Annotated in this window: 26 protein-coding genes; 11 read left to right on the top strand and 15 right to left on the bottom strand. The window is 61.3% G+C overall.

All coding sequences use genetic code 11. The annotated features are described in order from the left end of the window. Window positions 1-15 precede the first annotated feature (15 nt). Window positions 16-330, top strand: coding sequence for a cupin domain-containing protein (locus tag LAD35_RS00685; RefSeq protein WP_224150857.1), 315 nt, complete (start codon window positions 16-18; stop codon window positions 328-330). Between the two features lie 82 nt (window positions 331-412). On the opposite strand, the gene LAD35_RS00680 is transcribed toward LAD35_RS00685, so the two are convergent. After that, the gene (locus LAD35_RS00680) at window positions 413-1,144 is read right to left on the bottom strand and encodes an aspartate/glutamate racemase family protein (protein ID WP_224150856.1); all 732 of its coding nucleotides are present in this window, start codon (window positions 1,142-1,144) and stop codon (window positions 413-415) included. 140 nt (window positions 1,145-1,284) lie between these two features. Continuing rightward, window positions 1,285-2,169, bottom strand: coding sequence for an amino acid ABC transporter substrate-binding protein (locus tag LAD35_RS00675; protein ID WP_224150855.1), 885 nt, complete (start codon window positions 2,167-2,169; stop codon window positions 1,285-1,287). A 224-nt stretch (window positions 2,170-2,393) separates the two neighbouring features. Between LAD35_RS00675 and LAD35_RS00670 the strand changes: the two genes are divergently transcribed. Then, window positions 2,394-3,611, top strand: coding sequence for a D-amino acid dehydrogenase (locus tag LAD35_RS00670; RefSeq protein WP_224150854.1), 1,218 nt, complete (start codon window positions 2,394-2,396; stop codon window positions 3,609-3,611). A 58-nt stretch (window positions 3,612-3,669) separates the two neighbouring features. Here LAD35_RS00670 and LAD35_RS00665 read toward each other — a convergent pair whose 3' ends face one another. The 3 genes from LAD35_RS00665 to LAD35_RS00655 form a co-directional block, all read right to left on the bottom strand. Further along, entirely contained in the window at window positions 3,670-4,383 is a 714-nt protein-coding gene (locus tag LAD35_RS00665) for a DNA helicase (protein WP_224150853.1), read from the bottom strand. A gap of 201 nt (window positions 4,384-4,584) precedes the next feature. Next, window positions 4,585-5,484, bottom strand: a complete 900-nt coding sequence (locus LAD35_RS00660) for a LysR family transcriptional regulator (RefSeq protein WP_224150852.1) — start codon at window positions 5,482-5,484, stop codon at window positions 4,585-4,587. A gap of 19 nt (window positions 5,485-5,503) precedes the next feature. Next, on the bottom strand, window positions 5,504-6,082 hold the full coding sequence (locus tag LAD35_RS00655) for a cob(I)yrinic acid a,c-diamide adenosyltransferase (protein ID WP_224150851.1): 579 nt from the start codon (window positions 6,080-6,082) through the stop codon (window positions 5,504-5,506). Window positions 6,083-6,236: 154 nt separating this feature from the next. Between LAD35_RS00655 and LAD35_RS00650 the strand changes: the two genes are divergently transcribed. Next, on the top strand, window positions 6,237-6,464 hold the full coding sequence (locus LAD35_RS00650; RefSeq protein WP_224150850.1) for a hypothetical protein: 228 nt from the start codon (window positions 6,237-6,239) through the stop codon (window positions 6,462-6,464). Window positions 6,465-6,586: 122 nt separating this feature from the next. Next, window positions 6,587-8,011: an FAD-binding oxidoreductase gene (locus LAD35_RS00645; protein WP_224150849.1), complete on the top strand. Its 1,425-nt coding sequence runs from the start codon at window positions 6,587-6,589 to the stop codon at window positions 8,009-8,011. An 89-nt stretch (window positions 8,012-8,100) separates the two neighbouring features. Here the strand turns inward: LAD35_RS00645 and LAD35_RS00640 are convergent, their stop codons facing one another. Further along, window positions 8,101-9,390 carry an MFS transporter gene (locus LAD35_RS00640; protein ID WP_224150848.1) on the bottom strand — a complete coding sequence of 430 codons (1,290 nt, stop codon included), beginning with the start codon at window positions 9,388-9,390 and terminating at the stop codon, window positions 8,101-8,103. A gap of 65 nt (window positions 9,391-9,455) precedes the next feature. Here LAD35_RS00640 and LAD35_RS00635 point away from each other — a divergent pair, with 65 nt between their 5' ends. Next, the gene (locus LAD35_RS00635) at window positions 9,456-10,382 is read left to right on the top strand and encodes an AraC family transcriptional regulator (protein ID WP_224150847.1); all 927 of its coding nucleotides are present in this window, start codon (window positions 9,456-9,458) and stop codon (window positions 10,380-10,382) included. Window positions 10,383-10,517: 135 nt separating this feature from the next. Further along, complete coding sequence (locus LAD35_RS00630; RefSeq protein ID WP_224150846.1) at window positions 10,518-11,132, top strand: flavin reductase family protein; 615 nt, start codon at window positions 10,518-10,520, stop codon at window positions 11,130-11,132. A 57-nt stretch (window positions 11,133-11,189) separates the two neighbouring features. Here the strand turns inward: LAD35_RS00630 and LAD35_RS00625 are convergent, their stop codons facing one another. The 8 genes from LAD35_RS00625 to mnmG all read right to left on the bottom strand — a co-directional run bounded on the left by LAD35_RS00625 (window position 11,190) and on the right by mnmG (window position 19,203). Next, window positions 11,190-11,819 (bottom strand): N-acetyltransferase, encoded by a 630-nt coding sequence (locus LAD35_RS00625; protein WP_224150845.1) that lies wholly within the window; start codon window positions 11,817-11,819, stop codon window positions 11,190-11,192. A gap of 264 nt (window positions 11,820-12,083) precedes the next feature. Then, entirely contained in the window at window positions 12,084-13,124 is a 1,041-nt protein-coding gene (locus LAD35_RS00620) for a peptidoglycan-binding protein (RefSeq protein WP_224150844.1), read from the bottom strand. Window positions 13,125-13,341: 217 nt separating this feature from the next. Further along, complete coding sequence (locus tag LAD35_RS00615) at window positions 13,342-14,259, bottom strand: ParB/RepB/Spo0J family partition protein (protein WP_224150843.1); 918 nt, start codon at window positions 14,257-14,259, stop codon at window positions 13,342-13,344. An 8-nt stretch (window positions 14,260-14,267) separates the two neighbouring features. Next, complete coding sequence (locus LAD35_RS00610) at window positions 14,268-14,831, bottom strand: RBBP9/YdeN family alpha/beta hydrolase (protein WP_224150842.1); 564 nt, start codon at window positions 14,829-14,831, stop codon at window positions 14,268-14,270. A 182-nt stretch (window positions 14,832-15,013) separates the two neighbouring features. Then, on the bottom strand, window positions 15,014-15,787 hold the full coding sequence (locus tag LAD35_RS00605) for a ParA family protein (RefSeq protein WP_224150841.1): 774 nt from the start codon (window positions 15,785-15,787) through the stop codon (window positions 15,014-15,016). Window positions 15,788-15,810: 23 nt separating this feature from the next. After that, window positions 15,811-16,425 carry a LysE family translocator gene (locus LAD35_RS00600; RefSeq protein WP_224150840.1) on the bottom strand — a complete coding sequence of 205 codons (615 nt, stop codon included), beginning with the start codon at window positions 16,423-16,425 and terminating at the stop codon, window positions 15,811-15,813. Window positions 16,426-16,561: 136 nt separating this feature from the next. Next, window positions 16,562-17,224 (bottom strand): 16S rRNA (guanine(527)-N(7))-methyltransferase RsmG, encoded by a 663-nt coding sequence (gene rsmG, locus LAD35_RS00595; protein ID WP_224150839.1) that lies wholly within the window; start codon window positions 17,222-17,224, stop codon window positions 16,562-16,564. Then, entirely contained in the window at window positions 17,221-19,203 is a 1,983-nt protein-coding gene (gene mnmG / locus LAD35_RS00590; RefSeq protein ID WP_224150838.1) for a tRNA uridine-5-carboxymethylaminomethyl(34) synthesis enzyme MnmG, read from the bottom strand. The genes rsmG and mnmG overlap by 4 nt, the downstream gene beginning before the upstream one ends. Window positions 19,204-19,444: 241 nt before the next feature. On the opposite strand from mnmG, the gene gstA reads away from it, so the two are divergent. From gstA to LAD35_RS00570, 4 genes are all read left to right on the top strand, one after another. Further along, window positions 19,445-20,047: a glutathione transferase GstA gene (gstA, locus tag LAD35_RS00585; protein ID WP_224150837.1), complete on the top strand. Its 603-nt coding sequence runs from the start codon at window positions 19,445-19,447 to the stop codon at window positions 20,045-20,047. 171 nt (window positions 20,048-20,218) lie between these two features. After that, complete coding sequence (locus tag LAD35_RS00580; RefSeq protein WP_224150836.1) at window positions 20,219-20,413, top strand: heavy-metal-associated domain-containing protein; 195 nt, start codon at window positions 20,219-20,221, stop codon at window positions 20,411-20,413. A 2-nt stretch (window positions 20,414-20,415) separates the two neighbouring features. Beyond that, window positions 20,416-20,910, top strand: coding sequence for a Cu(I)-responsive transcriptional regulator (gene cueR, locus LAD35_RS00575; RefSeq protein WP_224150835.1), 495 nt, complete (start codon window positions 20,416-20,418; stop codon window positions 20,908-20,910). Window positions 20,911-21,023: 113 nt separating this feature from the next. Then, window positions 21,024-22,282, top strand: a protein-coding gene (locus LAD35_RS00570; RefSeq protein ID WP_396022766.1) for an IS3 family transposase whose coding sequence is annotated in 2 segments (ribosomal slippage) — window positions 21,024-21,372 and window positions 21,372-22,282 — 1,260 coding nt in all. Because the reading frame shifts where the segments join, the coding sequence is not laid out codon by codon here. Between the two features lie 113 nt (window positions 22,283-22,395). On the opposite strand, the gene LAD35_RS00565 is transcribed toward LAD35_RS00570, so the two are convergent. After that, the gene (locus tag LAD35_RS00565; protein WP_224150833.1) at window positions 22,396-23,511 is read right to left on the bottom strand and encodes a recombination-associated protein RdgC; all 1,116 of its coding nucleotides are present in this window, start codon (window positions 23,509-23,511) and stop codon (window positions 22,396-22,398) included. 372 nt (window positions 23,512-23,883) lie between these two features. Here LAD35_RS00565 and LAD35_RS00560 point away from each other — a divergent pair, with 372 nt between their 5' ends. Next, the gene (locus LAD35_RS00560) at window positions 23,884-24,444 is read left to right on the top strand and encodes a Spy/CpxP family protein refolding chaperone (RefSeq protein ID WP_224150832.1); all 561 of its coding nucleotides are present in this window, start codon (window positions 23,884-23,886) and stop codon (window positions 24,442-24,444) included. Window positions 24,445-24,668: the final 224 nt, after the last annotated feature.

Raw genomic sequence — 24,668 nt, 5'->3', positions numbered from 1 at the left:
GATTCCAAAGCCCTCATGACACCTCTCCAGGCACTGGATACCAACGAAATCAAGGTCTCGCATCCGCAGCCATGGTTCGCACAGACGCTGACTTCCATTGACGGTGTGAACCTGCGCTATCGGGTGATACGCGACACCGTTGCGTCTTTTCACGTGCACGACGATTCGCCAGAGTGCTTTCTTGTACTCAGTGGCGAAGTGGTGGTGGATACCGAGGCAGGCCCTGTCACGCTCACACCAGGGATGTTCTACCGTGTAGAACCCGGCATGTCCCATCGCAGCAGGGTGGTGGGTGAAGCCTGTCTGCTGGTCATGGACAAGATGCCCTGACTGCTCTGACCAGCGCTCAGACGCTATTGTTTTTGATATCCCAGCGCTTGGCGGGCTTGCGCTGGCGGTTCTTTTTCTCTAATTACCGGCCGTAAGCCACACGCGCCAAGGCTTGGGCCAGCTCCCAGGCCGGGTCCACAAGGGGCAGACCTTCCACCTCCGGAGCGCCCGGCAGCGCCAGCGGGATTTCGGTGCATCCCATGATCAACGGCACATCGCCATGGCGCAGCCGCATGGCGCGCGCCACCTGAGAGAAGCAGGCGCGTGCCAAGTCCAGCCTGTCCGCTTTCACCCCTTGGTAGATGCCTTGCATCAGCAGCTCTCGCTCGGCGTCTTGCGGCAGGTGCACGGTGATGCCGCAGGCCGCCAGTGCCTCGTCGTACAGGCCGATGCGGTAGGTGCCTTGCGTGGCCAGCAACACACAGGCGCGGTGGCCTTGTTGTTGCAGGCTCTCTGCCACCACGCGGGCAATGTGCAGCAACTGCAGGCGTGGGTAGGCCTGCTGCAGGCGCTCATGCCAGGCATGGGCGGTATTGCAGGCCATGGCCACAGCGGTGGAGCCCACGGCCTGCAATTTGTCCATTGCGGTGCACATCATCGGAAAGGGGTCTTCGGCAGCTTCAGGCGCCAGCAATGCTGCACTGCGGTCAGGAATGGGCAGTTGCGCCAGCCAGTGCTCTGGATAAGCCTGGTCAGCCACGGCTGCACCGCCGGCCTTGAGTTGCTCTGCACAGGCCTGCACAAACAGACGTGCAAAATCAGCGCCCGCTGCCGGTCCCATGCCGCCCAGGATGCCTACGGTTTTCGTGCTCATTGCCCATTTTCCCATCTAAAAAACCTTGCCAAGCGATTGCGTACCTCGCTGCCAGCGCCGGCCCCCTTCGCCATGGAAGGCTCCATGGCAATAGAAAATGGCCCGTTACCGGGCCATGCCAAAACGCAGACAGCGATGCTTTAGATAGCTGGCTTGTCGCTTTGCGCGCCCAGATTATCCTTCAGCTCCTGGTTCATCGGCAGACCCAGCGCCTGGTTCTTCGGCGGAATGGGCTGCATGAACCACTTGTCGTACAGCTTGGTGAATTCGCCCGATTTCATCATGCCGCCGATCACGCCGTCGACGATCTTCTTGAATGCTGCATCTCCCTTGGGCAGCATGCAGGCATAGGGCTCCACCTGCAGGGCATCGGCCACCACTTCGTAGGCCGCAGGATCCTTGGAGTTGGCCTTCAGGCCGAACAGCAGAATGTCATCCATTGCAAAGCCCGATGCACGGTCGTTTTCCATCAGCAGGAAACCGTCCGCATGGTCCTTGGCCAGGGTGATGTTGATGTCTAGCTTCTGGTCGGCGCTGTACTTGCGCACCACGGGCAGGTTGGTCGTACCGGTGGTGATTGCCAGCGTCTTGCCCTTCAGATCGGCCCAGTTCTTGATGCCGGCGCTCTTCTTCACTGCCACGCGGGTGCCGGTGTAGAAGTAGTTGATCGCGAAATCCACATCCTTGTTGCGAGCAGAGTTGTTGGTGGTGGAGCCGCACTCCAGCGCCACGGTACCGTTCTGGATCAGCGGAATGCGGTTGGCCGAGGTGACCGGCTGCCACTTCACCTTCAGGTCGGGCTTGCCGATTTCCTTGCGCACGACATCGGCCACCGCGTTGGAGATATCGACCGAGAAGCCGATGGCGTTCTGGCCACCAGCCAGGTAGCTGAATGGCACCGACGATTCGCGGTAGGCGAAGGTGATCTCGCCCGATTCCTTGGCCTTGGCCAGCACATCGGCGTGCGCGGCAGGCAGGCAGGCAATGGCGGCGGCAGCGCAGACCAGCGACGTAACAAACTTCATATCGAAACCTCCTTGAATCAATCGATGTTGACAGTGTAGAAACCGATGATTTGTCCCAACAATGCCTTTTTGGGACAAACCCATAACGCCCGGTTATGGCACCAGGTGCACAGGGATTGTGCGTACCCGCACCCCCTATAAGCAAACGGTATGCCTGATGCGTATATTGCTATGCCTCAGCCGCAATGCAAGCGCCTATATTTAAGGGTTTTCAGGGGGTGGCTATGCACGTTTGCATTCTCGGCGCAGGTATTGTGGGTTTGGCAGCGGCGTATGAGCTGCAACAAGCGGGACACGAGGTCACCGTCATCGACAAGGCATCGCACGCCGGCATGGGCACCAGCATGGGCAATGGCGCGCAGCTGAGCTACAGCTACGTGCAGCCGCTGGCCGACCCCTCGATCTGGAAGCAGCTGCCCAAGCTGCTGTTCAATGAAGACTCGCCGCTCAAGTTTCGCCTGCAGGCCGATCCGCACCAGTGGAAATGGGGCCTGCAGTTTCTGGCCGCCTGCAATGCCAAGCGCTCAGCCACCAGTACGCGCGAATTGCTGCAATTGGCCGCCACCAGTCGCCAGCACTTTGAAGCCATGCAGCAGCATGTGCAGGGCCAATGGGATTACTCCACTACCGGGAAACTGGTGCTCTACCCCACCCAGGCGGGGGTGGAGTCGGCCCGCAACCAGCTCGATGTGCAAAGCAGACTCGGCAGCGCGCCGCAGCGCATCGTATCGCCCGACGAAGCCGTGGCACTGGAGCCCGCCCTTGCGGCGTACCAGCCGCAGTTTGCAGGCGCCGTGCACACCCCGAGCGAGTGCGCCGCCGATTGCTACCAGGTGGCGCAGCAGCTGCAGGCCTGGCTGCAGCGCAATGGGGTGAAGTTCGTCATGAACACCGCCGTTCAAAGCTTGCGCCGCGAAGGCGGCAGAATCGTTGCCGTGCGCACGAGCCAGGGCGATATCACCGCCGACCACTACATGGTCGCCCTTGCCTTTGACAGTGTGGCGCTGTGCAAGCCCCTGGGCATCGACCTGCCGGTGTATCCGCTCAAAGGCTACAGCCTCACCCTGGATGTCGCAGCCGCCAGCGACAAGGCGCCGCGCGTCAGCATTACCGACAGTGCGCGCAAAGTCGTCTTTGCCCGCCTTGGCAATCGCCTGCGCGTGGCAGGCATGGTGGAGTTGGTGGGCAACGATCTGCGCATTCCACAGGACAAGATCCGGAGCCTGTGCGATTCCACGCAGGCCGTCTTCCCGGGCTGCAGCGATTTCGCCGCAGTGAACCCCTGGGCCGGCCTGCGCCCCGCCACGCCCACGGCAGTCCCCATTGCAAGGCAGGCCGGCGCCAGCAATCTCTGGCTCAACACCGGTCATGGCGCGCTCGGGTTCACCCTGGCCTTTGGCACCGCCGCACAACTTGCGCAGCAGTTGGGCAAGGTTGCCTGATTTACTACAAAATCAATAGCATTTATCGCCTAATCCATGAGCACCGGAAGGCGTTTATCTACTGAATGGCTATCTGGCCCTGGTGTACGAAACACCGGTGGTCAAAAAGGCTCGCATCCAAGGGGTTGGGCAGGCGTACATCGCTCCAGCCCGGCATGCCCCGCCGGGCTTCGTCAAACCGACGCTGGATCTGCGCAATCACCACCACAGTGAATTGCCGCTCGCGCGCAAGGTTTCGCAAAACCTGCACCTGCTGCATGACCGGGGGCAGGTCGCGCCGCTGATCCAGCAGCTGCAGATAGTCGATGACGACGACGGTCGCCGGTGGTGCATCGTGCAGCTGTGCGGCCACATGCGCGGCGCACACATCGTCCGAACAATCCCACCGAAAACGGGTGCCCCACAGCGCCCCATCGGTATCGGCTGCAGCCGCCATGGTGCGTACCTGTGCAGGAGTGCAATCGAGCGAGAAGAAAGCCGCATGTTGTCCCGCTCGCAAGGCGCGTGCCATCAATGCAAAACCCAGGCGGGTTTTGCCCTGCAGGGGGCGTGCGGCGAGCAGCAGCAATTGGCCTGGCCGCAGCTGGCGAGACAACTGGGTCAGCGCATCTGGTGAAGCGTGCCGGGCCATCAGCAGGCTCCATTGCGCAAAGCCGTTTTCCCTGGCGATGTCATCGAGCGCTTCATGCAGGGGCATGCCGTGCTGGCGAGCCCTCAGCCTCGCCTGGCGTTTGAGCGCGTACAACGGCGCGGAAAGGGGAATGGATCCCATGGTCAACCTCCTGTTCAAGGCAGCTGAGCAATCCCTCCTTATGCACATCGCCAACAAGCAGGTTGGGCTAAAGGTATGCCCTGCACAAACAATGCTTCCCCAAACGGAGGGAGGAGGCGCGGGCCGCGCACGCCATCCATCTTATCGCAAGGATTGCAGAGACTTTGAACCAGTTCTGAGAACAGCCAGTGCAGCTCCTGGCTAGCGCTGCGCCGCCAGCACCTTCTGCATTTCGCGCGTGATGGCTTTGACCAGCAGTGAATGCGGCTGCGCGGCCGCGCGGATGGCATTGACCGGCACCTGCAACTCGGGGGCCAGCGGCAGCACTTCCACCTTGCTCCGGTCGGCCGACAAGGCCGTGCAGCCATCCACCATCGCCACGCCCAAACCATGGTGGGCCATGGCCAGGGCCGTGTGATAGGTCTGCACCGTCACAAAATGGTTCTGGCCTGCGCCTGATTCGCGGCCCAGCTGGTTCAGCAGCATACCCACAGGGTCCTGCGCATCCAGGCAGATGAGGGGCACGCCCGCCAGATCTTCCTGCGACAGAGTGCCCGCGCGCAGCTTGAACGGGGGCAGCATGCCCTTGGGCACGATGCACATCATGGGCACGCGGGCCAGGTTTTCCTGCAGCAAGGTGGGCTGCTGCACATTGCTCAGTACAAAACCCACATCAGCTTCCTGCATCATGAGCGCCGACACGATCTGCGGAGAGTGCAGCGACTGCAGAGTGACAGTGACATTGGGGTGTTTCTGCTTGAACTGCGCCAGTGCGCGTGGCAACACTTCGTGGCTGAGCGCCAGCACGCTGGCAATGCGCAACTCATCAGTGGCACGGCCCTTGCGCAGGCTGTCTGCCAGGCGCTGTACGTCTTCAAGCTGGGCAAACAGCTTTTCCATGTGGGGCAGCAGGGCCAGCGCTTCACTGGTCGGTGCAAGGCGCCCCTTGCTGCGCTGAAAGAGCGCAAAGCCCAGCTGCAGCTCTGCATGCTGCAAGGTGCGGCTGACAGCGGGCTGCGAGATGTTGATGAGCCGCGCGGCCGCGCTCACGCTGCCCGTATGCATCACCGCATTGAACACTTCGATATGGCGCAACCGCATTGCTCAGCCCTTCGCCACGTCACTGGCCGGCATCTTCGGCCTGCATGCGCGCGAGGCGCTCGCTCTTCCAGTACACATCGTCACCGCCATCCACGCGATTGAGCACCCGCGCCAGAACGAACAGCAGATCGGACAGGCGGTTGAGGTACTGGCGCGGCGCAGGGCGCATGGCCTCTGCTTCCTGCAGGGCCACCACCATGCGCTCTGCACGGCGTGCAACAGTGCGGCACACATGGGCCTGCGATGCCGCGCGCGTACCTGCGGGCAGGATGAACTCAGCCAGCCGGGGCAGTTGCGCGTTGTAGCGCACGAGCGCATCGTCCAGCTGCAGCAGGGCATCGTCCTTGAGCAGTTCGTAGCCAGGCATCGACAGCTCGCCTCCCAGGTTGAACAGCTGGTGCTGGATATCGATCAGCAGCTCGCGCACATCCGAGGGCAGCGGCTCGCACAGCAGCAGGCCGATGTGCGAATTGAGTTCGTCCACATCCCCCATCGCGTGAGGCCGGCCGCTGGCCTTGGAGACGCGGCTGTTGTCGCCCAGGCCGGTGGTGCCATCATCACCGGTTCTGGTCGCAATCTGGGAGAGTCGGTTGCCCATTGGTAATCCTTGTGAAGCTTGTGTACTGGGGCCTATTTTCTGTTACCTGCCTCCCGTAATTTGTAGCGGAAGCAACAGCAAGCAAAAATGATAGCGCTTGGCAGTCATATGGGGTGCAATAGGCCCCATGTCTGAATCCTATAAGGAGGTGCAGATGCCTGCAAAATTTTTCACCCATCCCTTTGATGCCCGCAGCGTGATGCTGTTTGCATCCATCGCCGTGACATCGGCCATGGCCCACGCCCAGCCTGCGACAGGCAGCGCAGCGCAACGCCTGACCCAAGGCGCCAGCGCGCACCGTATTGTCCAGGCCGAACGCAACCTGAGCGCCAGCGACCCTCGCCGCCACCAGGTGCGCCAGCCGGTCAAAAAGAACATGTAACGCCCTTTTCCTCTCTCCGGACTCTCCCCCTCCCCGCCTCGGCGGGTTTTTTTTGGCTTCGCGCAGCAGACAGCGCTGGTACAGATGCGGTGCTATTCTGAAGTTCAGTCTGGAGACTCCTCATGAATGCACCTGTATCCACCCACCAGTTGCAGGCCGAACTGCGGTCTGTTCCCGACGCCTTCCTGCAAAAACTCGCAGCCCGCTTTGACGCGCAGTGTTCCACCGCGCAGGCCGTGCGTGAACAGCATGGCCGCGACGAAGGCTCCATTGCTGCGCCGCCACCCGCCGCCGTGGTGTTTGCCGAATCCGCCGAGGACGTGCAGGATGCCGTGTGGCTGTGCGCCGAATACAGCGTGCCGGTGATTGCCTATGGCGCGGGCTCGTCGCTGGAAGGCCACCTGCTGGCCGTGCAGGGCGGCATCACGCTGGATGTGAGCCGCATGAACCAGGTACTCTCGGTCAATACCGAAGACCTGACCATCACCGTGCAGCCGGGCATCACGCGCAAGGCACTCAATGAGGCGATCAAGGACACCGGTTTCTTCTTTCCCATCGACCCCGGCGCGGATGCGTCGATCGGCGGCATGGCCTCCACCCGCGCCAGCGGCACCAATGCCGTGCGTTATGGCACCATGCGCGAAAACGTGCTGGCACTGGAGGTGGTGACCGCCAGTGGCGAGCGCATGCGCACCGGCAACCGGGCCAAGAAGAGCGCGGCGGGCTACGACCTGACACGCCTGCTCGTGGGCAGCGAGGGCACGCTGGGCATCTTTACCGAGATCACGCTGCGCATCTACCCACTGCCCGAAGCGGTGAGCGCTGCCATCTGTTCCTTCCCCAGCATCGAGGCCGCCGTTCGCACCGTGATCCAGACCATCCAGATGGGTGTTCCCATCGCCCGCGTGGAACTGATCGATGTGAACGCCATCCGCATGGTCAATGCCTACAGCAAGCTCAGCCTGCGCGAGGAGCCCATGCTGCTGATGGAATTCCACGGATCGCCTACCGGCGTGAAGGAGCAGGCCGAGATGGTGCAGGACATCGCCAGCGAGTTTGGCGGCAATGCCTTTGAGTGGGCCGAGCGCCCCGAGGACCGCACCCGCCTGTTTACCGCGCGCCACAACGCCTACTTTGCCGCCGTGGCGAGCGTGCCCGGCTGCCGCTGCATCACCACCGATGCGTGCGTGCCCATCAGCCGCCTGGCCGATGCGCTGCTCGACTGCGTGAACGAGGCCGACGCCAGCGGGATTCCCTACTTCCTGGTGGGCCATGTGGGCGACGGCAACTTTCACTTCGGCTACCTGATCGACCCCGACAATGACATCCAGCGCCAGCAGGCCGAGCAATTGAACCACCAGCTTGTGGAGCGCGCCATCGCCCTGGGTGGCACCTGCACCGGTGAGCATGGCATCGGCATCCACAAGCAAGGCTTTCTCGCGGAAGAAGCAGGTGACGGCGGGGTGGCCATGATGAGAGCCATCAAGCAGGCACTGGACCCAAAGAACATTCTGAACCCGGGCAAGATCTTTCAGTTGGCCGTGTAGCGCGCCGCACCAAAGACAAAGCCCGCGAGCCATGCTGCGCGGGCTTTGTTGGTGAGGAGCTGCAATTGCGCCCCTCGGCCATGGCTCCATCAGGCCGGCTTGGCAGCCCCCAGTTGTGCCTTGCGCGCCGCCACGCCTGCACCCACAAAGCCGGCAGAGACCACGCTGAGCACCATGCCCACTGCAGCCCCATAGAACACGCCTGCGTTCATGTGGTGATCGAGCATGTAGCCAAACACCGGTGCGGCCAGGCAGAAACCCAGATCCAGCCCCGAATACACCATGCCGTACACCCGGCCCGTGGCACCGGGCGGTGCTGCGCGCTTGACCAGCATGTCGCGCGACGGGCCTGCCAGGCCGGTTCCCACACCCGCCAGCGCCGCCACGCCCAGCGCTGCATAGCCGGGCAGCCACCCAGTGGCCACCAGCGCCAGCAGCCCACCAGAGAACAGCAGGCAGGCGGAAATCGTTTTCTCCAGGCGCTCCACCCGGCCGACCAGAAAGCCGCCCACCACCATGCCCGCCGCGCCAAACAGCATGTACCCCGTCACCACATAGGCGGTGATGCTGGCGGGCAGGCCATACAGTTGCTGCAATGCCGGGCTGGCAAAGGACTGGATGGCGCTCATGGCGCAGGTGGTCCAGAAGAAGAACGAGAAGCACAGCCACACCGATGGCAGCTTCAGGAAAGCCAGCGGGTGCTCCAGCGCTGCAGATGCGGTAGCCGCCTTTGCCGGGCCATTGGCGGCGCCCGCTACCGTCACGCGGTCGTCCAGCGCATCGCGGTTGATGACCATGATGGCCAGAATGATGGCTGCCAGCGCAGCGCCGCACAGACAGGCCAGGCGCCAAGAACCGGTGGCCGAGGTGATACCCGCCATGAACACCGGTGCAGCCGCCCACCCCAGGTTGCCCGACAGGCCATGCACCGAGAAACCATGGCCCAGACGCTGTGGCGACAGGCGCTTGTTGAGGATGGTGAAATCCACCGGATGGAAAGGCGCATTGCCCAGACCCGCAAAGACGGCGGCCAGCATCAGCTGCACATAGCTGTGCGCCGTGCCCGCAATCACCCCGGCCACGGCAAAGCTGCCGAGCGCCGCAAAGAGGATGGGACGGGCACCGAAGCGATCCACCACAAAGCCCGCCAGGGCCTGACCAACGCCGGAGACGATGAAGAACACCGACACCAGCACGCTCAGCTCCGAGTAGCTGAAGCCGAAATCCTGGATCAGCCACGGAAACAGCGGCGGCAGCAACAGATGAAAGAAGTGGGACGAGCCATGGGCAAGGCCGATGAGACCGATGGTGCGGCTGTCCTGGCGCAGGCTGCCGATCTGGTCGGCACCAGCAGCGGAGGCATTGGTATTCGTTGTCATACCCGGCATGGTAGCCAAAGCCCTGCCGTCTTGTATGCGATAGCAAGCCAATTACTATCGCCAACATGCCAAGCCAAGCCATACCCTCCTCGCGCCGCCGCGCCAGCGGGCCGCTAATCACCGCGGTGCCAGCGGTATCGCTGGCCACCGGCGCGCGTGCCTGGGAGTACGTGGATTCGCTCACCCCGCATCTGTTCGTGCCCACACCACAGCGGCCTGTGCGCGCCAAGCAGCGGGTGCTGCAGCGCGATACGCAGGTACTGCCGCACCACCACCAGTGGGCGCAGCTGGCGGTATCCACCACCGGAACCCTGCATCTGCGCGTGCCCCACGCCACCTTTGTGGTGCCGCCCGGGCGGGCGCTGTGGATTCCGCCCCAGGTGGAGCACGCCGTCACCATGGTGGAGACGGCCGAGCTGCGCACGCTCTACATCTACCAGGCACCAGGCCAGTGCGGGCCCATTGCAGACGATGCGTCCAGTGCACGCTGGCAGCGCTGCCGCGTGCTCGAAGTATCGGATCTGCTGCAGGCGCTGGTGCGTGACCTGTCCACGAACTCCGACGCAGGCGAGCCACCCACCCCGGCGCAGTTGGCACGCGAGCGCCATGTCAGCGCCCTGCTGCTCGATGAGCTGGGGCGCGCCACGCAACTGGACCTGCGCATCGACATGCCGCGCGACAAACGCCTGCACACCCTGTGCCAGACCGTTCTGCGGGATCCGCTGGCGCATGACAGCCTGCAGGCATTTGCCAGCAACAGCGGCGCCAGCCTGCGCACCGTGGCGCGCCTCTTTCGGCAGGAGCTGGGTTGTACCTACCAGCAATGGCGCCAGCAGGTGATTCTGGCCAAGGCTGTGCAACTGGGCGCCAGTGGCCTGGCCATGGGGCAGATTGCCGTGGAGCTGGGCTACACGCCCAGCGCCTTCAGTGCCATGGTGCAACGCGCCGTCGGTCTGCCGCCTGCGCGTTTTCTGGGCATGCAACGCCGCTGATGGCCGCGCAAGTACTTGTGCAGGCTGGCAGTAGAAATGCCCTGCTGCGTTATCCTGCCTGCAGAATTTATGAAATAACCGGCCCTTTGCGCTCATCCATATTGCGCAGATAGCTCTATTTTTTATAGCAAATCCATGCCACTCCACAGCTACGATCCCCGCCTGGGCCACCGCCTGCCGCATGACCCTTTCAACGCGATTGTCGGCCCGCGCCCGATTGGCTGGATCTCCAGCCTGAGCAGCACTGGCGTGCGCAATCTGGCGCCTTACAGCTTTTTCAACGCGTTCAACTATGTTCCGCCCATCGTCGGCTTTGCCAGCATTGGCCGCAAGGACACCCTGGCCAACATCGAAGCCACACGCGAATTCGTCTGGAACCTGGCGAGCGAGCCGCTGGCCGTGCCCATGAACCAGAGCTGCGCCGCCGTGGCACCAGAGGTCGACGAGTTTGAACTGGCGGGGCTTGCGGCCGAGTCTTCCGTCAAGGTGAAGCCGCCGCGCGTGCAGGCCAGTCCGGTGTCCATGGAATGCCGCTGCACGCAGATCATCCAGCTGCAGGGCGCCGATGGCGTGCAGGTACCCACTTGGCTGGTGTTGGGCGAGGTAGTGATGGTGCATATCGACGAGCGGCTGCTAAAGGATGGCATCTACCAGACGGCCGCAGGCCAGCCCCTGCTGCGCGGCGGCGGGCCGGGCGACTATTTCACGATCAGCGAAGCAGGCAAGCGGGTGATGATGCGGCCACGCTGATGCGCCTCCTACCGGTACTGCTTCGGCATGCATGGCGCGCCTGAAGGCGCATCGAATTCAGTCGATCTGCATGCGTGCAGCAGCGGCAAAACTGCCCAGGCTCCAGCCCTTGCCCAGCAGGAACATGCGGGTGTTCAGGTGGTTCAGCACCTGCGGCTCGACGCTGTTGCCCAGGTACCGCATTTTCTTGTCGGCGATATCGACATAGCCGAGCCGGTAATCGCGCGCCAGCTTATGCCACAGCGCGTGGGCGCCAGGCGACTGGCGGGCACCGGTGACGAGGCACAGCCCGGCATCCAGGGCCCAGCGGTAGATGCACGATGCCAGTCCCTTGCGCTGGTAGGCCACATCGAATTTGGAATGGGGGCCGCGAATGATGCGGTCGGCGCGCTTGTCCAGCTCGATCAGGCGGTTGAACACGGTGAAACCTGCAATACGGTGCGCCTGCAGGTCTTCAACGTAGACGTAAAACTCACCATCGGCCGCGCGGTAGCGGATGGCGAAACGGGGATCGGACAGCGGAATTTCAGCAATCCCGTGCAGGCAATCACCCGGGGTGTTGATGCGATCATGGATGGAGGCGCATTCGCCTTCCAGTTGCTTGGGTGGAATCGGGCTCACATCGATGCGCAATTCCACCGGCCGGTACAGCCAGGATGCCCAGAAGGGCGGCATAGCGGTCAGCATGGCTCTCTCTCCTTGTGCGCGGCCTGTGTCTGGCCGCTCCAATGACAAAGCCATTGAGGGTAGCCCAGCGCACAATTCGCACGCAAAGGGTGCGAGATTGCTGCTGCTACCCTCTCCCCACTCTCCCACCATTCCATGCCTCGCCAAGCGCTCCAGAAGTTACTTGGTGCGCCTCAGCGTCCAAATGCACCCATGGGTAGCCCAGACGTGAAAAAACCCGCCTGAGCGGGTTTTGGAGGCCTGTGTCTGCAGGCGCGGAAAATGTTATTCCGACAGTTGACGCATCGTGGCCTGATCCAGGCGGCCGGTCACGGGCAGACCCTGATCCTGCTGGAAGGTGCGCAGTGCATTCTGCGTACGCGGGCCTGCGGCGCCATCGGGCGTGCCCACATCAAAGCCCAATTCGTTCAAACGCTGCTGGGCCTGCTTCATGGTCATGCGCACATTGGTCTTGGCGCCGGGGGCCGACGTCTGGCTGGGCGCTGCCGAGCCGTCCACCGACAGGCGGCCGCCGCCGCCCAGGCCCTGACCCTTGACAGCCTGTGCCTTGTAGTTGCGCAGCGCGCGCACCATCTGGTTGTAGGCGTCGACAAACGCGGCCGACACCACCTTGCCTTGCGAGGTGTTGGAGTAACCGCCGATGCTGGCGCCCGCCGAGCCACCGAACAGGGTGCCAAAGCCACCCCAGTCGGTGTTGCTGGCGTTACCGGTGGAGGACGACACCTGCACGCCCGAGCGGTTGTCCACCAGGGTCAACATGGCCGAGGCCTCGCGCGTCTTGCTGTTGGCGGCAACGCCACCCAGGGCGCTGCCACCACGGCCACCCAGAATACCGCCCAGGGCAGCACCAAAGCCACCTGCGTTGTCTTCGCTGAAGGTCACTTCAGGCGTCAGACCGTAGTCCGAAGCCACCACCTGGCCCTTGCCGAAGTTGCTGCCCTTGCGCATTTCGCCGTTGTCCATCATGGCGCGCTCGCGGTTCATCGCGTTCATGCCGGCAGCGCTGCGCTCCACCACTACGAAGCAGTTCGATTGCTGGATCAGCACGCGCAGCAGATTGGCGGTGGGAGGCAGGCGGTATTCGTTGCGCAGGATGGTGTACCAGCCCGCTTGCTGGTTCTCCACCAGCGAGACGGTGCCCACGGGAGAGTCGCACTTTTCCAACTGGCTGTTCTCGCCCTGGCTGCTGCCGCCTGCGGCGCCACCGGTCACGGTGTTGTTGGTGCCGCCGCCCAGCTTCATGCCCGTGGATTCGCAGCCTGCCAATGCCAATACGGCCAGTGCCGCCAATGCCAGTTTCTTCATGTGTAGCTCCCGCAAGTTTTCAATTACTTTTACAAAGAAACCCAGGAGCACTGCCTGGGTTCAAACCACCACTATCGGTCCGATAAACGCCGTCAATTGTAGAAAATCCCTCGCCAAATGGCATCAAGATTTGCTCTCGATCAAGGTGGCAACGGCGCGTAAATTGCGACAAAATGTTGCAAAGACAAACAATTTTGCAAATTACGCAGAGCCAGAATTATCCGCGTAATTTATCAATTAATCCATTAAGGGCATCGAGCGAGCCGAACTGGATCACGAGCTCCCCCATCTCCTCCACCTTGCCAGCACGTTTGACGCGCTTTTTCACGCGCACCTCCACCTCTGCCATCAATAGGTCGGAGAGCTCTTCTTCCACACGCTTCAAATCGCGCGATTTGGCTGGTTTGGCCTTGACCGGGGTTTCTCCCGAGAACTCTGCGCTCACCTTTTTGACCAGACTCTCAGCCTCGCGCACACTCAGCTTGCGCGCATTGATCTGGTTGGCTGCAGTGATCTGCGCGGCACGGTCCAGCACCAGCAGGGCACGGGCATGGCCCATGTCCAGGTCACCAGCCATCAGCATGGTCTGCACCGGCTCGGCCAGATTCAAGAGGCGCAGCAGGTTGGATGCAGCCGAACGCGAGCGGCCAACGGCTTGCGCGGCCTGCTCATGCGTCATGTTGAATTCGCCCACCAGACGCGAGAGGCCTTGTGCTTCTTCCAGCGGATTGAGGTCTTCGCGCTGGATGTTTTCAATCAGTGCCATGGCAGCGGCTGCCTCGTCAGGCACTTCGCGCACCAGCACCGGCACCTCAGCGAGGCCTGCAATGCGCGCCGCACGAAAGCGCCGCTCGCCAGCAATGATTTCGTACTTGCCCGCATGCTCGCCCTGCGTGAGCCTGCGCACCAGAATCGGCTGCATGATGCCCTGGGCCTTGATGCTTTCGGCCAGCTCGTACAGCGCCCCTTCATCCATGCGCGTGCGCGGCTGGTAGATGCCGGGCACCATGTCTTCCAGCGCGAGCTGGTGGGGGTTGTGGCCCTTGTCTTCTGTGGTCTGCGGCGCTGCTTCCACCTTGGGGCCGAGCAATGCTTCGAGGCCGCGTCCCAGGCCCTTGGGTTTTTTGGTTGCCATGGTTTTGTTCACCTTTGGTTTTTGGCTGCCGCAACGGCGCTCAGTTCGGCCAGCAGGCCTTGCCCCAGTGGCCAGTTGCCCAGCTCGGATTCCGCGTTGATGTGGCCGCAGTTGCCCTGGTCCACCCAGCGGGCACCCCAGCTGTCTGCCAGCAGCCTGGCGCGCTCTGCGCTGCAGTACGGATCGTTCTGGCTGCCCACCAGGATGGAGGGGAACGGCAGCCTTTGCAGTGCAATGGGCGACCAACCGGGAATCAACTCGGCCAGATCCGGCCGATCTACATCACCAGGCGCCACCAGCAGTGCGCCACGCACCTTGTGCGCCGCCTGCGGCGAATGCGCGGCCCACCAAGCGGTCAGAATGCAGCCCAGGCTGTGCGCCACCAGCACCACGGGCTCTGGCGCATCCACGATCACTTCCTGCAGCCGTGCGGTCCAATCCCCGCGCTTGGGGCGCATCCAATCGTGCTGCTGTACGCGTTCGTAGCCAAATTCTTCTTCCCACACGGTTTGCCAGTGGCCCGGGCCGCTGTTTTGCCAGCCTGGCAGCAGTTTGACGGACAAGAATTGCATACTCTCTTTTTTATAGCTATCAGCGCTTTACAGATATGCGCTACAGGCCAATTTCTTTCAAAATATCAAGCGCTTATTGTGCCTGATTGTCTGCCCGCTGCAATGCGCCGCCACACTTGCCAACAAAAAGGCCTCCCATGCGATGCATGTGGAGGCCCGTTTCCCTGGCAAGCAGGGCTGGCTCATTTCATCGATTTGATGCGCTTGACCATCTCTTTGGCAAACTCGACGAATGCCTTGCTGCCCTTGGCAGACGGGTCAAATACCACACCGGGCAGGCCATAGCTGGGTGCCTCGGCCAGGCGTACATTGCGCGGAATGACGGTGTCGAACACCTTGTCGCCAAAATGGTCCTTGAGCTGGTCGCTCACCTGCTGCTGCAAGGTGATGCGCGGATCAAACATCACGCGCAGCAGGCCGATGATCTCCAGATCTTTGTTGAGGTTGGCATGCACCTGCTTGATGGTGTTGACCAGATCGGTCAGGCCTTCGAGCGCGAAGTACTCGCACTGCATCGGAACGATCACGCCATGGGCCGAGCAAAGGCCGTTCAGGGTCAGCATCGACAGGCTGGGCGGGCAATCGATCAGCACGAAATCAAAGTCACCATTGGCGGCGTCAAGCGCAGCCTTCAGGCGCTTTTCACGGCGCTCCAGCTCCACCAGTTCCACCTCGGCACCTGACAGCTCACGGTTGGCTCCCAGCACCCAGTAGCCGCACTTGTCTGAGTACACTGCCGCTTCCTTGATGGTGTTCGACTCCAGCAGCACATCGTAGACCGAGGTTTCGAGTGCGCGCTTGTCAATGCCCGAACCCATGGTGGCATTGCCCTGCGGATCGAGATCCACCAGCAGCACCCGCTGCTTCACCTTGGCCAGGCCTGCAGCCAGATTGACTGCCGTGGTCGTCTTGCCCACGCCGCCCTTCTGGTTGGCGATACAAAAGATTTTTGCCATGAAAGTTCGCTTCAATCCAATACTTACTTGGTGAGGGCCAGCTTCAGGCCGAAACCAATCAAAAACACACCGGCGGTCTTCTCCAGCCATTTGACGACCGACGGATTGGCGCGCAAACGTTCGGCCAGGGTCTTGGTGATCACCACAACGATCGTGCAGTACACCAGACTGATCACCGCCACCGTCGCCGCCATCAGGGCAAACGTCGGAATGCCGCGATGCGTTGCCGGATCGACAAACAGCGGAAAGAACGCCATGTAAAAAACAATGGCCTTGGGGTTCATCAAGGTGATGAGGAAGCCTTGCTTGAAATAGTGGCGCGGCTCAATCCTGATGACCGGCTGATCGCCTGGCTTGGCGGTGATCAGCTTGTAGCCGATCCATGCCAGGTAGACCGCCCCTATCCACTGCACAGCCTGGAAAGCCGCAGGGTAGGCCGTCATCACTGCAGCCACACCGGCCACTGCCAGCCACATCAGCACCTGATCGGCGGCCATGCAGCCCAGGCATACGGCCATCCCAGCCCAGATTCCACCCTTGCCGGTGGAGGTGATCAGCGCCAGATTGCCCGGTCCCGGAATCATCAAGAAAAGGATTACGGCCACCACGAATGCACCGTAGTCGGAAATGCCAAACATATCCCACCTGCTGCGATGAAACCCTGAGTGTAAACGACACCCTCGCCTTCCAGCCAGCAAAAGCGCGCCGTTACGGCCCGAAACGTCAGCAAAAAGCCCCGAAACCGGGGCCTTGTTCACATTGGTTTTCAGCGGCTTATGCAGCAGCTGGCGTTTTCTGCATCCATACAATGCAGCGTTCGGCATCGAGTCCCGGCACCACGAGTGGCTCGATCTGCAGCACCTGCACACCGGCAGGCAGCAATGCCAGTTCATCATCGGGACGCTTGGCCTTCATGGCCAGCCAGATGCCGGAAGCCTTCAAGGTCTGCTGCGACCAGGCCGTGAAATCCTGCAGCGCAGCAAAGGCACGGCAGCTGACCACGTCGTACTGCTGCGCCAGGTTCTCGACTCGCGACTGGATACCGCGCAGATTGCGCAGCCGCAGATTGGCTGCCACCTGCTGAATGAAAGCGATCTTCTTGCCCACGGTGTCCACACAGCTCACATCGAGCTGCGGCAGGCAGATCGCAAACACCACGGCCGGCAATCCACCGCCCGAGCCCACATCCAGCAGCTTGGGTTCCACCAATGCCTTGCCTGCCAGATAACGCTGCAAGGGCACAACGGCTGCCAGGCTGTCGAGCAAATGGTGGGTCAGCATCTCCTGCGGATCTCGCACCGAGGTCAGGTTGTAGACCTTGTTCCATTTCTGCAGCAAGTCCAGAAAAGCCATCAGCAGCCCGATCTGGCCATCATCCAGCGCCAATCCCAGCTGCAGCACTCCGTCACGCAGCTTGTTTTCCAATGCGGCGCTCATGCGATGCTTGCCTCTTCGGTTGCTGAGAATCCTTTGAAGCCGCCCTTCTTCAAGTGCACCATCAACAGAGAAATGGCGGCAGGCGTGACACCGGAAATACGCGATGCCTGACCCAGTGTTTCGGGCCGGTGTGTCTGAAGCTTCTGGCGCACTTCAAAGGACAAGGCCGTCACCTGCATATAGTCCAGTTCAGCCGGGAGGCGCAGTTTCTCGTAATGGGCCGCACGTTCCACCTCGTCCTTCTGGCGGTCGATATAGCCCGAGTACTTGGCACCGATCTCCACCTGCTCCACCACCGAATCACCCAGCTCGCCCAGTGTTTCACGTGAAACAGCGTCCGAGCGGTAGGCCCCCTCGTTCATGCTCATCAACGTGGCGTAATCCACCCCCGGGCGGCGGAGCAGGTCAAACAGGTTGTATTCACGTTCCATGGCCTTGCCCAGTACACGCTCTGCTTCTTGGGCAGCCACGATGCGCGGATTCACCCAGGTAGTCTTCAGGCGTTCTGTTTCACGTGAAACAGCATCGCGCTTGCGGCTGAAGGCATCCCAACGCGCATCATCTATCAGGCCCATCTTGCGACCCACTTCGGTCAGGCGCATATCGGCATTGTCTTCACGCAACTGCAGGCGGAACTCCGCGCGGCTGGTGAACATGCGGTAGGGCTCGGTCACGCCCTTGGTGATCAGATCGTCCACCAGAACACCCAGATACGCCTCGTCGCGCCCCGGCATCCAGGGGCCTTCGCCCCGGCATTGCAGGGCAGCATTCAGGCCCGCAAACAGGCCCTGGGCCGCCGCCTCTTCATAGCCCGTCGTACCGTTGATCTGTCCGGCAAAGAACAGGCCCTGGATCTGTTTGGTCTCGAAGCTGCTCTTGAGCGAGCGTGGATCGAAGTAGTCGTATTCAATGGCGTAGCCGGGACGCAGGATGTGGGCGTTCTCCAAGCCTTTCATCGAGCGCACCAGTTCGTACTGAATATCGAACGGCAAGCTGGTAGAGATGCCGTTGGGGTAGAACTCGTGGGTGGTCAGGCCTTCGGGCTCCAGGAAGATCTGGTGGCTTTCCTTGTCGGCAAAGCGGTTGATCTTGTCTTCCACACTGGGGCAGTATCGCGGCCCCACACCCTCGATCTTGCCTGTGAACATGGGGCTGCGGTCAAAGCCGCTGCGGATGATCTCGTGGGTGCGTGCATTGGTGTGCGTGATCCAGCACGGAACCTGGCGTGGGTGCATGGCGGTGTTGCCCATGAAGCTGAACACTGGCACATGGCCCTCGTTCACACCACCGGGCATGCCGTCACCGGGTTGCTCTTCGCACTGGCTGAAATCAATGCTGCGGCCATCGATACGCGGCGGCGTGCCGGTCTTCAGGCGTCCTTGCGGCAGCTTCAGTTCCTTGAGGCGACCAGACAGGCTGACTGCTGGCGGGTCTCCCGCGCGGCCAGCCGCATAGTTGTTCAGTCCCACATGGATCTTGCCGTCGAGGAACGTCCCTGCAGTCAGCACCACGGTACGGCTGCGAAAACGGATGCCAACCTGGGTGACGGCGCCGACCACGCGGTCGCCCTCCACCATCAAGTCATCCACTGCCTGCTGAAACAGCCACAGGTTGGGCTGGTTCTCCAACACCTCGCGAATGGCGGCCTTGTAGAGAATGCGGTCTGCCTGGGCACGCGTGGCACGCACGGCGGGCCCCTTGGAGCTATTGAGCGTACGGAACTGGATTCCACCCTTGTCGGTAGCCAATGCCATGGCTCCGCCCAGCGCATCCACTTCCTTGACCAGGTGGCCCTTGCCAATACCGCCAATGGAAGGGTTGCAGCTCATCTGCCCCAGGGTTTCGATATTGTGGGACAGCAGCAGCGTCTTGCAACCCATGCGTGCAGCAGCCAGCGCAGCTTCGGTGCCGGCATGACCGCCGCCAACGACGATGACATCAAATTCTTGCGGATAGATATAAGAGGGGGTCTGGCTCATACAGCCTCATTCCAGGGCTCGCAAAGCATGCGCTCTGCCAGTTTCATGCCCTTCTGCAGCCCTTGGGCAAAAGTGGCGAATATGCGGGGATTGGCTTGGTATTTTAATGACTTGAGGGTTTTCACGCTGCGGGCCGTGTTATTGCTGTTTCACGTGAAACAGTGCCGATGAACCCGGCCTGCAAAGCTTTATGAAACACGCTAGCATCATTTGGCTTTTTACCCTGTACAGGAGAATGTAGATGAAGCTGTATTTCTCTCCCGGCGCCTGCTCGCTGTCGCCCCACATCGCATTGCTGGAATCCGGCCTGCCCTTCACCCTGGAGTTGGCCAGCACCAAAACGCACCAGCTCAAAGATGGCACCGATTTCTACACCATCAACCCCTTGGGCTATGTGCCGGTGCTGGAACTGGACAACGGTCAGCGGCTGCGCGAAGGCCCTGCCATCGTGCAATACATTGCCGATCAGGCGCCAGCCTCCAAGCTTGCACCTGCCAACGGTACCTGGGAGCGCTACCAGTTGCAGGAATGGCTGACCTTCATCGGCACGGAGATCCACAAGACCTTCTCGCCCCTCTTCAACCCCAACATGCCGGATGCCGCCAAGGAGCTGTTCCGTGCGCAGATCCTCAAGCGCCTGACGTGGGTGGATTCGCAGCTCGCCGGCAAGGACTATCTGACGGGTGCCCAGTTCACCGTGGCCGATGGTTATCTGTTCACGGTGTGCGGCTGGACCAAGTTCGTAGGCGTCGATGTTTCGGGCCTGGCCAATCTTGGCAAGTTCCTGGAACGTGTGGGTGCCCGCCCATCCGTGCAAAAGGCGATTGCCGACGAAAAGCAATAACTGCTTTTCTTCCACCCATCACAAGGCCTGTTTCACGTGAAACAGGCTTTTTTTCTTGGGCGGGCAGCCTTGTTTCTGACCTCCATCAAAAAGATGCCCCCACGCTTGACCTTCACATCGTGTTAACTTTCAACATAAGCACATCAACAACTTCCACTGAAAGGAAACACCATGCAGAACACCTTCCACGTACAGGGCATGACCTGCGGCCACTGCGAGCGTTCCGTGACCAATGCGGTCAAAGCGCTGGATGCCAACGCCAAGGTGCAGATCGATCGCGCCCAGGGCAAGGTGGTCGTGGATTCCGTGCAGCCCGCCAATTCCATCGCAGCAGCCATTGCTGCTGAAGGCTACCAGGTGCAATGAACATGGCTCACAGCAGCGCAGCACCACTGGCATCTGGTTTGCACAAGGCAACCGGTGCCGCATCGATTGCATGGCCCGTGTCCATCAGCAAGGCTGCGCAGCTGGCAGGTATTTCTGCCCGCATGGCGCGGCACTACGAATCGTTGAACCTGCTGCCCCATGTGGGCCGCACCGACAGCGGCTACCGGCTCTACAGCGAAGCAGATGTGCATACGCTGCGCTTCATTCGCCGCAGTCGCGATCTGGGTTTTTCCATGGAGGAGATCGAAACCCTGCTGAACCTGTGGAACGACAAGCAGCGCGCCAGCAGTTCCGTCAAGGAGATTGCGCAAAAGCATATCGAGGTCCTCAGCGAACGGATTGCTGCCATGCAGTCCATGCAGCGATCGCTGCAGCAGCTGGTACACAGTTGCCATGGCGATCACCGGCCCGACTGCCCGATCCTGGACAATCTGGCCGATCCCGCCACTGACGGTAGCTCCGGCTGCTGCCATTGAAAGCACTGTCTGCGCTCATAAAAAAAGAGCATCCATCGTGATGCTCTTTTTCTTTTCTTTGACCCGTCCTGAATTGGGTTGACACCTTTCTGAAGAACAGAAAGGAAAGTCAAATGGAACAGTGGGTTAAGAGAACGCAACGGGACTACACGCTGGCTTTTAAACTCGCGGTAGTCGATCAAGTCGAAAGAGGTGAGCTGACCTACCGGCAGGCCCATGAGCGGTACGGAATCCAGGGCGCCTCAACTGTACTGGTGTGGCTTCGCAAGCACGGACGGCAGGACTGGAAAGCTGCATCATCAAGGGGCAAAGGATTACAGAAGATGCCTGAATCGCCCAAGCTGCTGACTCCAGAGCAGCGCATCAAGGAGCTGGAAGTGCAGCTGAAAGAAGCCCGCGAGAAAGCGGCCTTCTTTGAAGCGGTAGTGAACGTGCTCAAGCGCGACTACGGAGTCCAAGTCACAAAAAAGCCTGCGGGCAAGTCCTCACGCAAAAGCTCGTCAAAGGGTTAAGCGTCACGAGGGCTTGCCGCTACATGGGAATCAGCCGCCAAGCGCACTACAAGCGCCTGGTCTGCCAGCGTGCACGCAGCGAGCGGGACAAGGCGGTGGTGGAGTTGGCCAGTGAAGAGAGGCGCCATCAGCCACGCATTGGCACGCGCAAACTGCTGCACTTGCTCAAGCCGCCGCTTGAACAGGCGGGAATCCAGATCGGGCGCGATGCACTGTTCATTGTCCTGCGCCAAGCACGCATGCTGGTACTGCCACGGCATGCGTACCACAAGACCACCAATAGCCATCATCACTACCGCAGGCACCCCAATCTACTCAAGGAGGGCCCGACCAAAACAGTGGCAAGTGGTTGTGAGCAGCTATGGGTCGCTGACATCACGTATCTACCCACCAAGGAGAAGACTGCCTATCTGAGCCTGGTGACCGATGCCTACTCGCGCAAGATCGTGGGCTGGCACGTGCACGATAGTCTGGAGACCAAGCAGGTCAGCCAAGCGTTGAAGATGGCACTGCGTCAGCGGCGAACAGATCAGCCGCTCGTACACCACTCTGATAGAGGTGTTCAGTACTGCTCGGCTCAATACCAGCGCATCCATGCACGCAACCGCATCACCTGCTCCATGACCGATGGCTACGATTGCTACCAAAACGCTCTGGCTGAGCGGGTCAATGGAATCCTCAAGATGGAATACTTGTTGCAACGACCTGCCGATCTCTCGCAAGCCCGCACCATGGTGGGCGAATCGGTACGGCTGTACAACGAGCGTCGGCCGCACCTGTCCCTAAAATACAAAACGCCCGATGCAGTACATCGGGCGTCTCTCGCCAACCAGCTTGGGCTGGAGATTAGTCGCGAATAGGTGTCAACCTATGACAGGACGAGTCACTTTGGCAGACAACCAGGGAAATGTCACTCCCTCTTCGCCAGGTGCTCACATCCGGGCCCTACAGCGTGCAGGAGTGGCCCAGGGAATCAGAACGGCGCAGTGGCCGGGTCTTCATCGACCGGCGCCTGCCTCGGCCCTGTATGGGCACCACCACTGGCTGCACGGCGCGCAAAATCGTTGCCAGACGCATTATTGGTCTGCGTGGCACCTGCACCCTGCCCTGCCGCCTTTTCAGCCGCTGTAGCGCTGTTTTCGCCGCCTACCGGGCCTTTGGCATCTCCCCGGTCACCTCGATCGGGCAACTGGCCAAGCTCGGTACGGCCTTCTCCGCCCAACGCCTGGATCAGGTCTGGAATCAGCTGGCTGAACTCGCCCGTGGCAATCGCTACATCGGCGTCAAAGCCCGCATCGTCCTGGCCCTGGCCTTCCATCACCACATCCAGCAAGGCCACCTTCTTGAGCTGCAGGCCTTCGGTCAGCACAAAGCTCACACGGTCATCCCAGGTCATGGCCAGCTTGGTGGGCATCTTTCCCTGGTCGATGTGCTCGCGGATCTCGTCGATATCGAGCGGATGGCGCGCATAGCGCACCACAGCCTTGGATTCATCGGCGCTCTTGAGTTCGCACTCACGGTCGATGGTGAAGCCTGCTGGCGCATCATGGCTGTGCAACCAGCCTGCCATGGCCGCCTGCGGGCTGGTCTGCGTATCGATCAGAGCCACTGCAAAGCCAGGTGACGCCTCCACCAGCATGGTCACCACCTCATCCGCCCTGCCCTGGCTGCCGGTATCCAGCACCAACAGACGCGCTTGCGGATCGATCCAGACCCACAGGCCGCCCTGCTTGGTGAAAGCCATGGGCAGCAGGTCGAGCTTGCATTCGTCCTTGAGCTCCTGCTTTTCCTTCTTGCCTGGCTTGCGGCCTTCCTTGGCCTCGATCTGGGCCAGCTTGTCACCCAGCTTGCGGTTGAGCACGCTGGCGGGCAGCATCTTGCTCTCGCTCATCAGTCGCATGATCCATTGGCCGCCTACGGATTCGACCATGGCACCGTTGTCCTCGCCGCGCGGAGGCACCCAGCCCACAGATTTTTCCTGCGTCGCGCCGCACTCTTCAAACTGCTGCTTGGCTAGCGCTTCATCCAGCTGGGTCCAGTCCGGCTGCCAGGCTTCGGAGATGCGGTAGAAGATCATGTTCTTGAACATGCAATTCCTTTGTTCGGGAGACTGACCGCCTGCAGGCGCCAGCCTTGAAAAACACAAGCGGCCGTCACCAGCCGCATTCATCTGCCACCCATTGTGCCGCGAATCCGACAGGCTCCGGCCTGCGTGCGTGGGTGTGGCTCCGGGAAGCATTGCTAAGCGGCTCAATTGCTATGTTTTTTGATAGATTACCGCCCACCTGACGGGCGCTATCGGCCATTTTTACTGAAACGCAGCGGTGCTGAGACATCAAACAAATTGGCAATTCTTTACACAGCCATACCAAGCAGGCACGGCACTCTTACATCTGCACGGGACACTGCATCCATCGCAGTGGCGCCGCCACCGCCCTTCCCAACAAGAAAGGAAACCACCATGTCCCTCCTGCAACGCAGCGCCATCGTGACCGCCATGTTTGCCGCCTTGTCGGTACCCGCGTTCGCGCAACCCTCCCCTGCCGATGCACCGGCGGCCACCACCGCCCAGGCTGCGCCCCATGGAAAGCACCACCGCCCTGACCCACAGGCCCGCAAAGCGCGCATGGAGCAGCGCATGCAGGCACTCAAAACCGCGCTCAAGCTCAACGCCAGCCAGGAAGGCGCGTGGAACAGCTACGTGGCAGCCTTGCAGCCCCCCATGCATGGAGAGCGCCCGGCCCATCCGGACCGCAAGGCCTTTGCCGCCATGACGACCCCCGAGCGCATCGACGCCATGCAGGCCATGCACGCCAAACGCCAGGCAGCGATGGACCAGCGCCACCAGGCCACCAAGACTTTCTATGCCGCACTGACGCCCGAGCAGCAAAAGACATTTGATGCCGAAACGCTGAAGATGCACGACCGCCATGGCCCTGGTGGCAAAGGCCAGCACGAGCGGCGTGGCCATCGTCAAGGTGCAAATGCAGAACAGACTGTTCCAGCAGCCGACAGCAAATAGAACCACACCCTCTTCCTCTGCGCTGCCAGCCAACAGGCACGGGCCTGCGCAGGCACTGGAACGCCCTCTCGCCCCACGGCCGGAGGGCGTTTTTCTGCGCCTTCCATCTGCGCCTGTTGCCTGGCTCGTACACCGCCGCCAACACACAGCTTCCACTGACAGGCAGCTCGCTTGACAGCATGTAACATCAACGTCATGTCATATCGAACCTTGATCTCTGTTAT

The sequence above is a fragment of the Comamonas odontotermitis genome, assembly GCF_020080045.1.
GTDB classification, from domain to species: Bacteria; Pseudomonadota; Gammaproteobacteria; order Burkholderiales; family Burkholderiaceae_C; genus Comamonas; species Comamonas odontotermitis.
This window is presented reverse-complemented; position numbering and strand designations above follow the sequence as displayed.